Raw genomic sequence first — 14,597 nt, 5'->3', positions numbered from 1 at the left:
TTTGAAAAGTATATGATAATTTATAATCAGGTACAACTGCATAGAACTGTACTGAGAAAAGGACTGTCTGTTTTTGACAGCCCTTTTCTCTTATATAATCAACAGAAATTTATATTTTTTCAGGGCTTTTTTGAGGGAGACTATCACGGTATTCTCTGGGTGTCATTCCCGTGTATTGTTTAAATACTTTGCTGAAATACCGGGGATTGTCGTATCCGGCCATATCACAGATTTCAATTATTATTTTATCGGAGCTAAGAAGAAGTTCTTTTACTTTTTCCATTCGTACTTCTGTAAGATATTCAATGAAATTATGTCCTGTTTTTTCTTTAAAAAGACGGCTCAGGTAATTGGGATGGAGATAAAACTGCTCTGCCAGGAAATTCAGGCTGATATTTTCAGCATAGTGCTGGCAGATAAAAAGCTGGATTTCCCGGATGACATCCTTACTCAGTGTCTGTTCATCTGATCGGTTGAGCAGTGAAATAAGCCATTCTATATAAGAAGTCATAGAATCTGCACTGCTTTTATGACTTCGTGCCAGAAGAATGTGGCTGAGGGTGGAATTGAGTTGTGTATGCAGTTCTTCTTCGTTCAGACGAAGATCCTTCAGATAGCTGTTCAGTTCAATCAGGAAACTGATGCAGGCGGTCTGGTACTGGGTAAGGGATGGAGACTGATCAAGAAGCGAATGCATAGCCTCTTCTAACAAGGGGATGGCATTTATACGCGTCTCCGGATTCGTAAGCCTGCGGAAAATTTCAGGGAGAATATCCTGAAGAGACTGAGAACCGGCTGAAAAAAGCTGCTCAATATTCTGGTAGAGGATGATAGAATCTCTGGTACCTGCACGGTGATAATGACGTGCTCTGCGTGCTTCCTCCCAGCCCTCGTGGATCTTTTCAAGCCCGAATTTCCGGCTGCTGGCACCGCAAAACCATTCTTCAAGACCAGAGCAAAGCTGTTCCAGAAGAGAGGTAAGGGAATCAAAGGAAGAATCCGAGTCCCAGGGAAGCAGAACAAAAAGTGAAAATATCTCATCATCCAGAAATATGGCAGAGGGAATCAGAGATGTAAGCTGATTTCTCATCTGCTGTTTTTTTAAATCAATATCCTGTTGGCACAATTCCTTGTTTTTTAAAATCATAGAAAATCCATACCATTGTTTCAGATTCGGAAGATCATATCTGTCAGAATCTATCTGAGAATAACCTTTGGCTGAGGATAATAGCAGGGCTTCCAGGCGGTTAGTGTGAATCTGTGATTCTTTTTGACGGATGGCAAACTCTCCGCGGAGACGTTCCAGAAGTACTTCAATGTCTTTCAGGACAACAGGTTTGGTCAGATAGTCGCTGGCACCATTACGGATGGCCTCCTGGGCATAGGAAAAATCAGAGTATCCGCTCAGGATTACAGCTTTAACTGCAGGATATTCTTTTCTGAGAATCTTAAGAAGCTCCAGTCCTGTCATTCCCGGCATACGGATATCCATAAACACAACATCAATATGTGTTTTTTTGAGCAGAGACAGAGCTTCCTCTCCATCGGATGCAGTTCCGGCCACCTGAAAACCATAGTTGCTCCATTTTACAAAACGGGTCAGTCCCCGGCATACAATTTCTTCATCATCTACGATTAATACCTGATAGGTCATAAGCTGTCTGTACCTCCTGTGATGTCTGTCATATTTTCAGAATGATTTCTAAGGGGAAGCAAAATTTCTATCCGGGTGCCTTTTCCAGGAGTACTGGAGATTTGCAGTCCATAGGATTCCCCGTAAAAAAGCCGGATCCGCTGGTTGACGTTTACCAGTCCGATACTTTCGTCCGGAGCTTCATCTCTGTTCAGAGAAAGCTGAAGAGAGTGAAGTTCGTTTTTTTCCATTCCCCGTCCGTTATCCTCCACGAGAATATGAAGGACATTATCGCAGGCTGAAGAATGGATTCTGATAAAATATCCGCTGCTGGCATCTCCAAAAGCATGGACGACAGCATTTTCCATGATTGGCTGAAGAATAAACTGCGGAATGTAAACAGACTGATCGTCTACCTCTGTTTCCAGGAACAGCTGTATTTTTTCGCTGTGGCGGAAATTGATCACATCCAGATAAATAGAAGCATGTTCGATTCCTTCCCTGAGTGTGATGGTATTGCCTCCTGTTTTCATTCCCAGACGGCAGAGGCGGCTGAATTTTTCAATCATTTCTGTAACCGGACTTTCCCCGTCTGCTTCATACATGGCCTCCCAGCGGATGATATCCAGAGTATTATAAAGAAAATGTGGATTGATCTGCATAAGCATAGCGTCTAACTGGGCATTTTTCCAGCTGAGTTGCAGCTTCTGACGGTGAATTTCTGAGAGATATACCTGGTCGATCAGCTGGTTGGTGTTTTCAGCCATTTCGTTGAAACGATCTCCCAGTGCAGTGATCTCGTCATGTCCGCTGTTCTCATATCGGGCTGTCCATTTACCGCTTCCTGTTTTTTTCATGACCCGGTTCAGTTTTTTCAGTGGATCTGAAATGCTGAAGGTAACATAATAGGAAAGTATAAAGCAGGCAATCACTGTGCCGATCAATACCAGGACACAGAGATTCCGGATATGGTAGGAGTGTGCCAATAGTGTATCCAGGCTGGCAATGTAGCAGGCAAACATTTCTGTGTCAGGAATCTGTTCGTAAGCCAGAAGAATGTTCTGGCGGTCCAGCTGAATCTGTTCTATACTTTTTCTTTTTTGCAGCATTTCTTCAAAAAGTTCCGGAATACGTGGAAAAGAAGGAGATTTGATGCTGGGATCAAACCAGGTAAGTACTCCGCTTTTTCCGATCAGGAAAATATTTCCTTGGTCGTTGTTTCCGGAAGGAGTTTCGATATCGGAAAAGGTACTGCGGTCAATGTTAAAAAGCAGTATGCCCAGAAAATCTCTGGTATTTGGTTCATATACAGCAATTTCCATGGTGATGATATTTGCAAAACCATAGACAACCTGTTCATTTTTATAAAAAATCCCTGTCTGTTCTTTGTCGTCCATCCAGACAGGATATCCCCGTTTATCCTGTGGAACAAGATAGAAATCGGACTTGTAAAAGGCGTCCAGATCCCGGATAGTGCCGCCTCTCTGAAAGCCGTTATCCTCTACCATATGGTACTGGCGGGAGGGAGTGACAAACTGGATGTTTACAATATGTTTTTTGTTCTGGCGCAAAGAATAGAGCCTGTTTTCGATCAGAAAGGTGTTTGTCTGAAACAGCTGCTCCTGACCGGGACTTCTGTTTTCCGGCAGAGCAGAATTTTCGGAGATAGCTCTGATGATCCGGCTGTCATTATAAAAATTGAGCGCCATATTTTCATATTCTTCCATGGTATCCTGTATTTTCAGCCGGGTGTTCTGGACCAGCATAGAGGTATAGCGGGTAAGGTTCAGATTGATCTCTCTGGAATACTGGAAAAAGGAAAAAAAGGTAAGAAACAGCGCTGAGATAAGCAGGAGTGCAAGAAAGGAAACATTCAGGCGTTTAAAGATACCCACCTTTCGGAGCTGTTTTGTTACCAGAGAATTCCATTTTTGTTTTGCTGTGCGGATCATATGGATGAATTTCATTTGGGACCTCCGTAACATGTATGTAAACATAATGCATGAATTATTTTTTATTATAACACTGTTTTTGGGAAAAAGACACAATAAAAGGAGTGCGGACCAACCGCACTCCTTTGGCATATAAAAGAAAATGGATAGGATTTATTTCTTATTGGCTTCATTAAAGCTTTCCAGAGCCTCGGTCTCACAGAGCTTCTGAGCATCTGCAAATTCTTTTTCCGGATCCGCATTTGGATCAGTGAGGATCTTCTGGACTGCACGGTCAACATAGGAGCCGAAATCTGCTTTTCCGTAGAATTCCAGGCGTCCAACAGTTTTTGCTGCTTCCAGAACATCTCTGTATTCTTCCGGGAAATCATAGAAATCAGTCACACTCATGTCATCACGAGGAATGATCACCGGGCTCAGAGCGCCTTTGGTTGCAAGGTTTTCAAAGTAAGATGCAAAATAATCTTTGGAGTTATAGAAGCTGATGTATTCCCATGCAGCATCTTTTTTGGCCTGATCTGATTTTGCGTTGATCACATAAGCAGTACCTGCAATAGCAGTAGTCTGCTCACCGGAAGGTCCTGCAGGCGGCAGGCACAGTCCCAGATCATCCGGGTCCATACCATTGGATACAGTGTCGGCAACCCAGTCAGATGCAAATGGCATCATGCCGATCTTGCCCATTGCGAAATCAGCGGTAAGATCGCCGAATTTCAGGGTCAGATCACTCTGGAGTACACCCTCGCTCTTTAACTGCTGATAATATTTGGCAGCTTCGATCACAGCCGGATCCGTAAAGGTCAGTTCTGCTGTTCCGTCTTCGTTTTCTTTTGTCAGATCGCCGCCTGCCTGCCATACATAATACTGGAAGAACCATTCAGTCCATTCAGCAGCCAGAGTGGCATATCCGGCAACCTGATTGTCGGGATTGTTGATTTTCTTTGCAAAATCCAGTGCCTCTTCCCATGTTTTTGGAGCAGCTTCCAGACCTGCCTCTGCAAAGAGAGCCTTATTATAGCCAAAAAGCATGGGAGCAACTGTAGATGGGATTCCATAAATATTATCGTCTTTTGTAAACATATCCACATATTCCTTGGTAAAGCTTCCCCATTCATCCCAGCTGTCGGTATAGGCATTCAGTGGCTCCAGGATTCCTGCTGCAATATAAGAATCCATCATGGTAAAGGAGCAGTTTACCAGATCAGGAGCAGTTCCGGAGGCAACGCCCTGATAAAATTCATTTCCCGGATCTCCTTCTTTGACAACTTTGTTTAATGTGATCCATGGATGCTCTTCCAGGAATTTTTCTTCCATGGAAAGATACCAGTCATCCTGATTACGGCTTGTTACCCAGATGGTAAGTTCAACCGGTTCGTGCTCTTCTGCTGCAGAAACAACAGCAGCTCCGGCCAGAGTTGTGGCTGTCATGGAAAGCGTGAGCAGTGTGGCCAGTAGTTTCTTCTTCATCATAATGAAATCCTCCTTTTTATCCGGTCCATTGATCTTGTGCCGGTATTTTGTCCTGAACTAATCATAACAGATTACAAGGATTCTGAAAATAGAATAAATTTAACCATATTTCATAGAAATGTCACTTTTTTTAAGGTGTCTTCCAGGAAAAAATGAAGAGGTTAAAAAAGGTGACATAAAAGTAAGCTATGTATATTTTCCTGAAAAGTAATTTTTTTTATACTTTATCTTAACAGGATTATGCAGAAAATGGAGGTATGGAAAATGAGTGCAAAAATGAGTACGAAAAAGAAAAAATCCTTTACCGCAAAGCCGGGAAGCTATACATTCCGTAAAAAAGTAACACCCTGGTGTATTTTATTTCTCCCTATGGCTTTTACGGTCTGGCTGAAATATTATCCGATTTTCAGTGCTTTTTATATTTCACTTTTTAAATATGACCCCATAAATCCCCCGGGAAGATTCGTGGGGCTGAAAAATTACCTGGAAATGTTCCAGATGCAGTTTTACTGGGAGTCCTGGAAAAATACATTTATTTTTCTGCTCCTTCAGTTGTGCATGTGTTTTTTTATCCCTTTGATCCAGGCGCTTCTGCTTAATGAGCTGATCAGGCTGCAGAAATGCCTGACCACTCTTTATATCCTTCCGGCGCTGATTCCGACTTCAGTAAATGTGATCATCTGGAGGTGGATATGGCATCCGGATTATGGCGTGGCAAATCAGATCGTAAAATTCTTTGGCGGAGAGCCGCAGGTATGGCTCAGTGATCCGGATCTGGTCAAATTCTGTATTATCTTTCCAGGGGTACTGGGCGGAGGACTGACAGTGCTTCTTTATCTGTCTGCGATTCAGGGGGTATCTACAGACATTATGGAATCGGCAGCTCTGGACGGATGTACCGGATTTAAAAAAATCAGACATATTATTCTTCCGAATATTTCTTTTATGATCTTTATCCAGTTGATCATGTGTGTGATCACTACCATGCAGCTTCTGGATGCTCCATACATGTATGCGTCCGGAGGACCCAGCGGAGCTTCTACCACACAAGGTATTTTTATCTATAATGCATTTAATGATGATCTGAATTATGGCCGTGGTTCAGCTGCTTCGGTGGTACTTTTGATCGTGATCGCGGTACTGACCATGCTTCAGATGCATTTTGAGAAGTCAGAGAAGAATTAAAGGAGGCATGGACATGAAGAGAAAGAAAAACAGAAAAAACAGAATCCGCTGCGGAAAATCCGAACGCTTTCTGAAAATTGCTGCAGTTACAGTGTCTCTGCTTTTTGCAGCGCTGATGCTGTATCCGCTGGTTTTTGCCGTATCCAGCGCCATGAAGGATAATTCCCAGATTTATAAGGTTCCTCCGAAGCTTCTTCCGGGAAAGGCAAACAGCGTATCCTTTGTGCTGGATTATACCGGGCAGGAATTTCAGGATGCAGAAGAAATGAAGGATCAGATGCTTAAGGATAATGTTCTTGTAATGTTTGGAACCAACTTTAAATTTGCAGATCAGTCGATTATGGAGATACATGTTTATGGAACCAGAGAAGGCAGAACTTTGTTCCATTCGAGAGCGCATCAGATGAAGCTTCAGATGGAATGCGATTATGGAATTTACAAAAGAACTGCAATCAAAAAAGAAATCCTTCTTCATGATGACCGTTATGTCCGTGCCTGTGAATCCATTGGTTATGAGTTTGATGAAAACGGAATCGATAAAGTACCGGAAGAAGGGCTGGCAGATGAGTTTCAGGATCAGATAGCGCCTGTGATCCAGGAAAAATATACTACAGCAGGAACGCTGGTCAGTATTGGAAACAGAACCAAAAACCTTCTCAGTCTGGAAAGCTTCAAATATTATCTGGATATGCCGGCCTATATTTATCCCCAAAGTGAAAGGGTTGTAAAATACGGATTTCTGACTTTTGTGATGAACAGCGTCATCGTGATCGGATTTGCAATGATCGCCCAGGTGATCCTGTGTTCTGTCTGTGCATTCGTGATCAGCCGTCAGCTCTCTCAGAGAGCCGGTAAATTTGTACTGATGTTTTTCCTGGGGGGAATGATGATCCCCTTTGCCAGTATTATGCTTCCGCAGCTGATCATGTACCGGGAAATGGGAGCTTATAATAACTATGCGGCTCTTTTGCTTCCATTTTTATATCCCTATGGATTTTATGTGTATCTGTACAAGGGATTTTTTGATCAGATCCCGGGAAGCTATTTTGAAGCAGCCGCGTTGGACGGAGCCGGAAGCTGGTATCTTTATTCCAGAATATGTATGCCCCTGTCCAAGCCGATTATTTCTCTTATTGCGCTGCAGACATTTATTGGAAACTGGAATGATTTTTTCTGGGCATGGCTGGTAACAGAGGATCAGAATCTGTGGACCTTAAATGTGGCTCTTTATAATATTTCCAATAATGCAGGAACCAAACAGAATGCTCTGATGGGGCTTGCTGTTGTGACCATCACACCAGTGATACTGTTGTCTATTCTGTTTTCCAGACAGCTGAAGCAGAGCATTGCGGCATCAGGAGTCAAAGGCTGACAATAAGGTGCAATAATTGAAAAACAGAAGAATCCTGTTGCTGAAAACTGGAAAAAAAGGTATGATAAAATCATAGAGGCAGGAGTGTATTATGGAATTAACAGGTATGGTAACCACAAGAGAAGAATTTCTCTATCCGGACAGTCTGTGCGGCAGACTTCCGGAGGAACTGCAGATCACCATGGCTGGAAACGGCAGACCGGGGATCCAGCTGATACTTGAGACCAGTGGAAAAAAGGTGAACTTTTTCCTGAAGGGAAAGGGTTTTTGTGGAGAATGGTATGAAATGAAAGACATTCCGGTGGAATATAATACCGGAGACGGAGTTTCCCAGGGAGGCGCTATGGTGCTGGAAACACCGCCAGGAGTCAAACCGGATTATGTGACCCGTCTGGCACCTTTTCGTGTTTATGACTGTCTTTGCAGAACAGACAGCGGAGAGATTTCCGTAAAGAACCGGAAGGCCGCAGCGTATCTCTGCCTTGTGCCGGACAAGGATCTGGAGCCGGGAGAATACCACCTGAGTCTTGGGGCAGAAACAGAAGAAGGCTTCTGGGAAGGCGGTGTGTCCGTAAAGGTCTGCAGCGTGCGGATTCCAGAGGATGCGTTTCCCGTTACAAACTGGTTTTCCCTGGAGGCAATAAGCCGGTTCCATCATGTGGAAATGGGAACACCGGAGTATCTGGATATGCTGAGAGTATACATCCGCGCTATGAGGAGACTGCATCAGAAAATTTTTTATATTCAGCTGGACGAGAAATGCGTAAACACCAAAGAACCGATTGCTTTTGACTTTGAGTACTTAACACCGGTGATTCAATGCTTTTTTGAAGAAGGAATGGAAATCATGGAGATTGGAGCGCTTCTTCACCGTGGATTTCTTCCGGACGGAAGTCCGGATATGTATACGGACAGCTTTACCTGTATGATGGATAAAAATCTGAAGTTTGATACACTGGAAGGTTATGTTCATACAGTGAAGCTGGTACAGGCGCTGGCTTCCTATCTGAAAAAGCACGGATGGGAAAAAAAGATCCTGTTCCATATCCATGATGAGCCGGATATCCATGTAAAGGACCGGGAGGCTCTGGAGGCAAGGCGCCGGCAGTATTATCTGGCTGCAGGTATCCTTCGGAAATATCTTCCTGGTGTACAGATCATAGAAGCGGTTGATACTGCGGAGTTTTATGGAGGAGTGGATATCTGGGTTCCGGGAACAGCCGGATATGAAAAAAAGAAGGCTGAGTTTGATCAGCTTATCCGTCTGGGTGAAACTGTGTGGACTTATGTCTGCTGCGGGCCGGAGGGAGAATGGCTTAATCGTTTTCTGGATTTTCATCTGATACGTGGAAGGCTTCTGTTCTGGGGCTGTGCCAGAAACAGGATTTCCGGATTCCTCCACTGGGGATTTAACCAGTTTCCGGGAGGAATGGATCCATTCAAAGGAACCAGCTGTCCGAATGATACAGGAATAGGAACTGCCTTTCCCTGTGGTGATTCTTTTCTGGTGTATCCGGGAAAAGAGGAACCGGAGATCAGTATGCGTCTGGAAGCACAGCGAAGAGGAGCAGAGGATGCGGCACTTTGGGGACTGCTCCTGAAAAAAGATCCGCAGCTTCATGACCGGCTGCTGGATCAGATGTTTACGAATAATCATACATACAGCAGGGATCCGGAGAAACTTGACCGGGTTTATGCACAGCTTCTGGAAAGTCTGGAAAAATACAGCTGACCGGAAGACCGGCAGAAAACAGACAGGAGAGAGCATGAGCGGCAGAAAAAAGAAACGGACATTAAAAAGAGAGATCACACTGCTGACGATGGCAACATCTTTTGGCGCGCTGGTTCTTTTTGGAACAGTGATGATCGTGATGTTTTTTGTGTTTTTTCTGGGGAATATCAGGGAGGATATGGAAAATATCCTCCAGAATACCCTTCAGAACTATCAGTCAAAAATGCAGTTTATTCAGGACGGGGCAGTGATGATCCGCCACAATTCCACACTGCAGGATTTTTTTGACGCAGACTGGACAGACAGGGCAGAAATGGAAAAACAGCTTTCCTACAGTATGGAATTATTTTCCAATCGGAATATGACAGAAGGACAGAGTCCTTTTGTGACCAGTGTGTGTCTGTTTAATAAAAAGGATGAGTATGTCAGGGAGCATTACTATCCAATGACTGTTTCGGCAGGACGAAACAAGGAGATCGGTTATCTGGAAATGATGCGAGATTTCCGCCAAACAGAAGAAAGATATCAGATGACGTCAGGGGCTGATGAGATCAACCTCTGTTTTCGTGTTTATGGAGACGGCATGGAAGAGCTGGGAATTTGCGTTCTTGGAATCGCAAAAGAGGGCATCCGGGATATTTTTGCCCAGATAGGAACCTACAGTCATGGAAACTGGATTGTCAGCGACCAGCAAAAAAATATCCTGATCTCCGCAGGGGCGGAGCAGACAGCCGGAGAGCTGAACCATCTGGAACTGAATGACGTGGGAGAAAAAAGGATCGCAGGAATCAGGACTCTTTATGCGTCTATGGGAACAGGATTTGGTACCTGCGCGGCGGTATCTGTGGGAATGGATAATATTTATGTGATTCTGAAACCTACTATGGTTACTTTTTTTGCAGTGGTCTTTCTGGCTCTTATATTTATTGGAGCCATGATGCTGGGAATCAGTTTTCGGTTTACCAGACCGTTAAAGACTCTGGCAGATAATCTGGAGGCATTTGGAAAAAAGGATCTGGATGTTCGTATGGAGGATTCTTCTATTTCCGAGATCCATGAGATCAGTGTGATCTTTAATGAAATGGCAGAAAGGATCCAGTATCTCATCGAGCAGGTCTATGAGAAACAGCTTCTTGCAGCCCGGTCACAGACCAAGTATCTGCAGGCACAGATCAATCCTCATTTCCAGTTTAATATCCTTGCCATGTTCAGCATCCGTGCCAGACTTGCCGGAGATGAGGAGCTGTACAGGGGACTTCAGGCATTTTCCGGACTGATGCGGGGCAAAATATTCCGGGAAAAGGAAATCCGTATTCCGGTATCTCAGGAAATGGAACTGGTGGATTTTTATCTTTATCTTCAGAAAAGCCGGTTTGAAGACCAGCTTTCCTATGAGATCGAATATGGAAGCGAGGATGTGAAGAATTTCAGGATTCCAAGGCTTCTTATTGAAAACCTGGTGGAAAATGCAGTGTCCCATGGGATCGAGCCAAAAAGCGGCGGGGGTATGGTTCGGATCCGTCTTTTTGAGCAGGATGACATGCTCCATATTGTAGTGGAAGACAATGGAGTAGGGTATGAGGAACGCGCAGAAGACCTGGAAATCGATCTGGAAGAAGAAACGGAGCATACTCATACAGGGCTGGCTAATATGAAACGCCTGCTGGAAATCCTCTATCACGACAGATACTGTATGAAGATTACAGGAGAAAAAAATGTAGGAACAAGGGCAGAAATCATTCTGCCTGCAGAAAGGGGAAGCGTATATGTGGAAAGTAGCAGCAGCTGATGATGAGGCGTATCTCAGAACCGCTCTGAAAAAACTGATGAACTGGGAAAAAATGGGCTGTGAACTGATCCGTGTGGTAAACAACGGCAGAGAGCTTCTTCAGTGTGTGGAAGAAGAACACCCGGATATTGTGATTACGGACATCCGTATGCCGGAGATCGACGGACTGGAGGTATGCAGACAGCTTTATGAAAAGTACCCGGAAACCCAGACAATCATCCTGAGCGCCTATACAGACTTTGAATATGCAAGAACAGCCATCCGGTATGATGTAGCGGATTATGTTCTGAAGCTTTCGGTTCTGGAAGAGCTTCCTCCTGCAGTGGAAAAGGTAACCCGGAAGCTGCAGAAACAGAAAAAAGAACTGGAGGAGGAGCTGGTAAAACTGCCGGAGAAAAAAGTGGCAGAAAGTCTTTATGACCAGGTTCAGGAATACATTGAAAAGAATTACAGCAAAAAGATCACCCTTAACGATATCGCAGAAGAGCTTCATGCAAACAGCAGTTATTTAAGCAGGCTTTATAAAAAAGAAAGCGGGCAGAATCTTTTTGATGTGATTCTGAAAAAAAGAATCGAAAAAGCCAAGGTATATATGGAAACTACGGACAGAAAGATTTATGAGATCTCTCAGTCGGTAGGGTTTGACGATACAGGGTATTTTTCCAGAATCTTTAAAAGATACACGGGGGTTTCCCCCAAGGAGTATCAAAGTGGGAAGAGGGGCGTAAATGAAGAGTAAGAAAAAGCTTCTGAGAATTTCAGGGCTGGCGTTTCTTTCTGCCATTTTTCTGGCAGGATGTGGAGAAAAAGCGCCGGAACCGGTAGAGATCACTCTGATCCACGGATGGGGGACTACGGAAGAGGATCATGTGGTCATGCGGGATATTTATCAGGATTTTGAAAAGGAAAATCCTGATGTAAAGCTGAACCAGCTTTCTATGCCCTCCGGAAGCGAAATGGTCCGTAAGGTTGAGGATATGCTTGTGGTAGGAGAAATCCCGGATCTGGTATTTCTGGGAGGATCCGGTAAAGATACGGTATATCAGTTTATGACGGAAAATGATCTTGCCCTCGATCTGATGCCATATATCAGAGAAGACCGGGAATTTGCAGGGAATCTTGCTCCTGTAAATATCGACTTCTGGACTACAGGGGAAGAGCAGCTTTTTACCATATCGGATGTGCTTCTTTTAAGCGGAGGTTACTGGTATGACCAGGGGATTTTTCAGGCAGCGGGGGTAGAGGAGCTTCCGGATACCTGGGAGGAATTTCTTAAGGCATGCGATCAGATCGATAGTTGGGCAAAAGCAGAACAGAACGGTGTAGAATGTCTTCAGATGTCGTCAGAGGCATACCTTTATTTTATGGATCATATTCTTGCGGCCCAGGATTTTACAAATGGAAGTGTGGCTCAGAACCATCGGCTTTATCTGGAGGAAAAGGCTGTGAAAGAAGCTCTTGATACCCTGCGGAAAATCTATCGGTATTCCAGGGCAAATGGAGATTACAGCTATCGGGATGAAACAGATGCGTTTAATGATGGAAAAACAGCTATGTACATTAACGGGATCTGGGGCGCGCCTATGATCTCAGATCAGATAGACGCTGCCTATGCGCTGATCCCTTCCGGGGAAGGAGAAAAAATATCATGCGAGTCGGCATGTCTTGGATATATCCTTGGAAAAACGGGAGATGAAAAAAAGCAGGAGGCAAGCGTCCGGTTTGTGAAATACATGCTCAGTCAGCCGGTACAGGAACGGATTTTGAAAGAAACAGAGCAGGTTCCTGCGAATCCTCATATAGATATCCGGAAATATCAAAAGAAAATGGAGCGCTTTGTACAGGCGGCAGATACGGTAAAGGAAGCCGGAATCAGGATACAGGTTCCCGACAACCTGTGGAGCAGCGGTGCCAGAGACAATTTTATGGAAGGAATTGATGATGTTCTGAAAGGAGAAATCTCTGATGAGGAATTTCTTCATTCTCTGAAGTAAAAATAATCCATATTTTTGTAAAAAAGTAAAAATAATCCTGGATTGCAGTCAATATCTTTCATTCAAAACAACCATAAAATGAAATAAAATAAATGCAAGTTAAGCAGAAATGCACAAGACGGAAAACAAAAACTATTTCATGTTATGGAGGGAAAAGAAATGAAAAAAAGAACTATCAGTATTCTTCTTGCAGGAGCAATGACAATGGCAGCGGTTATGGGATCTACTGTGACTGCATTTGCGGGAGAAGAAGACACTCTGGAGTTTTATCACGGATACTACCATGATGAGAGCGAGTGGCCGGCAGCAAAGGTAATGAGAGATATTTATGACGAGTTTGCAAAAACTCATGCAGACGGAGAAGTAAAGTTTGAGCCGATCGCTGTAGAGAACAGAGATGAGATCGTCAGTGCTGAGGTAGCAGGCGGAAACTTCCCGGATATGGTAGACTGCGGACTTCCTCTTTCACTGGCAGCCATCAGCCAGGGGCTTGTTCTTGACCTGAAACCATATATTGATGAAAACAATCTTCAGGATGCGGTAGGTCTGAACTATACACAGAATGATGTGGACGGTCATATTTATACCGTTCATGACCAGCTGGAAAGCCGTGGACTCTGGTATAATACGGAAGTATTTGAGCAGGCAGGTATCACAGCAGAAGAAGCGTTTAAAGACTGGGAAAGCTTTGGAGTAGCTATGGATAAGGTCCATGAGCTGGGTGGAGATACATATGGATATGCTGCAGGACAGGGATCCCGTTATATCATTAATGCAGTTCTTGCATCTACAGAAGAGGGCAGAGAGCTTCTTAAAGGAGAACTGACACCGGAAGGGATTGAATCCGAAGCGTTTGCAGAAGCTTTTAAGACAGCAGCAAAACTTGATCAGGCAAACGGATCCGACCATACCACAGAAGATGTTGGAAACCTTATGGATGATTTTAATAAAAACGGAAAAGCAGCAGTTCTCTTTAATGGTGTATGGAATGCAAGTGGAATTGATGCCGGTCTTGCAGATAAGATTGAATCTCAGATCTTCCCGGGCAATGTTTCCGTTGTAACAGCCGGATCCGGTCATTCCATTTCTGCTAATTTAAGTGAAGCAGAAACAGAACTGGCACTGGAATTCCTGGCATATATGGTAAGTCCTGAGGTACAGGCAAAGATCTTTACCGGTGTACAGGCAAATCCATGCAATACCACACTTGACCTGAAGGCACTTGCAGAAGAAAGCGGTGATCCGATCACTCAGAAACTTGCAGAAGCATGTACACAGGTAAATTCTGCAGAAACTGTAGTGACTGATCTGAACTATGTATGGGGGTCTGACGTAGGAAGCGCTATCATCAATGCACTGATGGAATCAGCAGTTGAAGGGACCGATATTGACGCACGTTTTGAGCAGTTAAAGCAGGAGCTGACAGCCCTTGTTGCATAAAGGCGGTAGTAGGAGGCGGCTTCGGCCGTC

At 44.1% G+C, this 14,597-nt stretch carries 10 protein-coding genes; 7 read left to right on the top strand and 3 right to left on the bottom strand.

Annotated elements, in window-relative coordinates:
- Window positions 1–109 precede the first annotated feature (109 nt).
- The 3 genes from NSA57_RS07820 to NSA57_RS07810 all read right to left on the bottom strand — a co-directional run bounded on the left by NSA57_RS07820 (window position 110) and on the right by NSA57_RS07810 (window position 5,055).
- Entirely contained in the window at window positions 110–1,654 is a 1,545-nt protein-coding gene (locus tag NSA57_RS07820) for a response regulator (protein ID WP_257464495.1), read from the bottom strand.
- Window positions 1,651–3,600 (bottom strand): sensor histidine kinase, encoded by a 1,950-nt coding sequence (locus NSA57_RS07815; protein ID WP_257464494.1) that lies wholly within the window; start codon window positions 3,598–3,600, stop codon window positions 1,651–1,653. The genes NSA57_RS07820 and NSA57_RS07815 overlap by 4 nt, the downstream gene beginning before the upstream one ends.
- A gap of 138 nt (window positions 3,601–3,738) precedes the next feature.
- Window positions 3,739–5,055: an extracellular solute-binding protein gene (locus NSA57_RS07810; RefSeq protein WP_257464493.1), complete on the bottom strand. Its 1,317-nt coding sequence runs from the start codon at window positions 5,053–5,055 to the stop codon at window positions 3,739–3,741.
- A gap of 264 nt (window positions 5,056–5,319) precedes the next feature.
- On the opposite strand from NSA57_RS07810, the gene NSA57_RS07805 reads away from it, so the two are divergent.
- From NSA57_RS07805 to NSA57_RS07775, 7 genes are all read left to right on the top strand, one after another.
- Complete coding sequence (locus tag NSA57_RS07805; protein ID WP_257464492.1) at window positions 5,320–6,240, top strand: carbohydrate ABC transporter permease; 921 nt, start codon at window positions 5,320–5,322, stop codon at window positions 6,238–6,240.
- A gap of 13 nt (window positions 6,241–6,253) precedes the next feature.
- Window positions 6,254–7,612, top strand: coding sequence for a carbohydrate ABC transporter permease (locus tag NSA57_RS07800; protein ID WP_257464491.1), 1,359 nt, complete (start codon window positions 6,254–6,256; stop codon window positions 7,610–7,612).
- Between the two features lie 91 nt (window positions 7,613–7,703).
- Window positions 7,704–9,344 carry a DUF4091 domain-containing protein gene (locus tag NSA57_RS07795; RefSeq protein ID WP_257464490.1) on the top strand — a complete coding sequence of 547 codons (1,641 nt, stop codon included), beginning with the start codon at window positions 7,704–7,706 and terminating at the stop codon, window positions 9,342–9,344.
- A gap of 34 nt (window positions 9,345–9,378) precedes the next feature.
- Window positions 9,379–11,133: a sensor histidine kinase gene (locus NSA57_RS07790; protein WP_257464489.1), complete on the top strand. Its 1,755-nt coding sequence runs from the start codon at window positions 9,379–9,381 to the stop codon at window positions 11,131–11,133.
- Window positions 11,111–11,872: a response regulator transcription factor gene (locus tag NSA57_RS07785; RefSeq protein ID WP_177274253.1), complete on the top strand. Its 762-nt coding sequence runs from the start codon at window positions 11,111–11,113 to the stop codon at window positions 11,870–11,872. Before NSA57_RS07790 ends, NSA57_RS07785 begins: the two co-directional genes overlap by 23 nt.
- Complete coding sequence (locus tag NSA57_RS07780) at window positions 11,862–13,127, top strand: ABC transporter substrate-binding protein (protein ID WP_257464488.1); 1,266 nt, start codon at window positions 11,862–11,864, stop codon at window positions 13,125–13,127. The genes NSA57_RS07785 and NSA57_RS07780 overlap by 11 nt, the downstream gene beginning before the upstream one ends.
- 159 nt (window positions 13,128–13,286) lie before the next feature.
- Window positions 13,287–14,567, top strand: coding sequence for an ABC transporter substrate-binding protein (locus NSA57_RS07775; RefSeq protein ID WP_257464487.1), 1,281 nt, complete (start codon window positions 13,287–13,289; stop codon window positions 14,565–14,567).
- The last annotated feature ends 30 nt before the right edge of the window (window positions 14,568–14,597 follow it).

The sequence above is a fragment of the Blautia caecimuris genome (assembly GCF_024622975.1).
Taxonomy (GTDB): domain Bacteria; phylum Bacillota; class Clostridia; order Lachnospirales; family Lachnospiraceae; genus Blautia_A; species Blautia_A caecimuris.
This window is presented reverse-complemented; position numbering and strand designations above follow the sequence as displayed.

Coding starts and splice junctions, on each gene's coding strand:
- NSA57_RS07820 (WP_257464495.1), bottom strand. CDS start 1,654: ATGACCTATCAGGTATTAATCGTAGATGATGAAGAAATTGTATGCCGG.
- NSA57_RS07805 (WP_257464492.1), top strand. CDS start 5,320: ATGAGTGCAAAAATGAGTACGAAAAAGAAAAAATCCTTTACCGCAAAG.
- NSA57_RS07790 (WP_257464489.1), top strand. CDS start 9,379: ATGAGCGGCAGAAAAAAGAAACGGACATTAAAAAGAGAGATCACACTG.
- NSA57_RS07815 (WP_257464494.1), bottom strand. CDS start 3,600: ATGAAATTCATCCATATGATCCGCACAGCAAAACAAAAATGGAATTCT.
- NSA57_RS07795 (WP_257464490.1), top strand. CDS start 7,704: ATGGAATTAACAGGTATGGTAACCACAAGAGAAGAATTTCTCTATCCG.
- NSA57_RS07810 (WP_257464493.1), bottom strand. CDS start 5,055: ATGATGAAGAAGAAACTACTGGCCACACTGCTCACGCTTTCCATGACA.
- NSA57_RS07800 (WP_257464491.1), top strand. CDS start 6,254: ATGAAGAGAAAGAAAAACAGAAAAAACAGAATCCGCTGCGGAAAATCC.
- NSA57_RS07775 (WP_257464487.1), top strand. CDS start 13,287: ATGAAAAAAAGAACTATCAGTATTCTTCTTGCAGGAGCAATGACAATG.
- NSA57_RS07785 (WP_177274253.1), top strand. CDS start 11,111: ATGTGGAAAGTAGCAGCAGCTGATGATGAGGCGTATCTCAGAACCGCT.
- NSA57_RS07780 (WP_257464488.1), top strand. CDS start 11,862: ATGAAGAGTAAGAAAAAGCTTCTGAGAATTTCAGGGCTGGCGTTTCTT.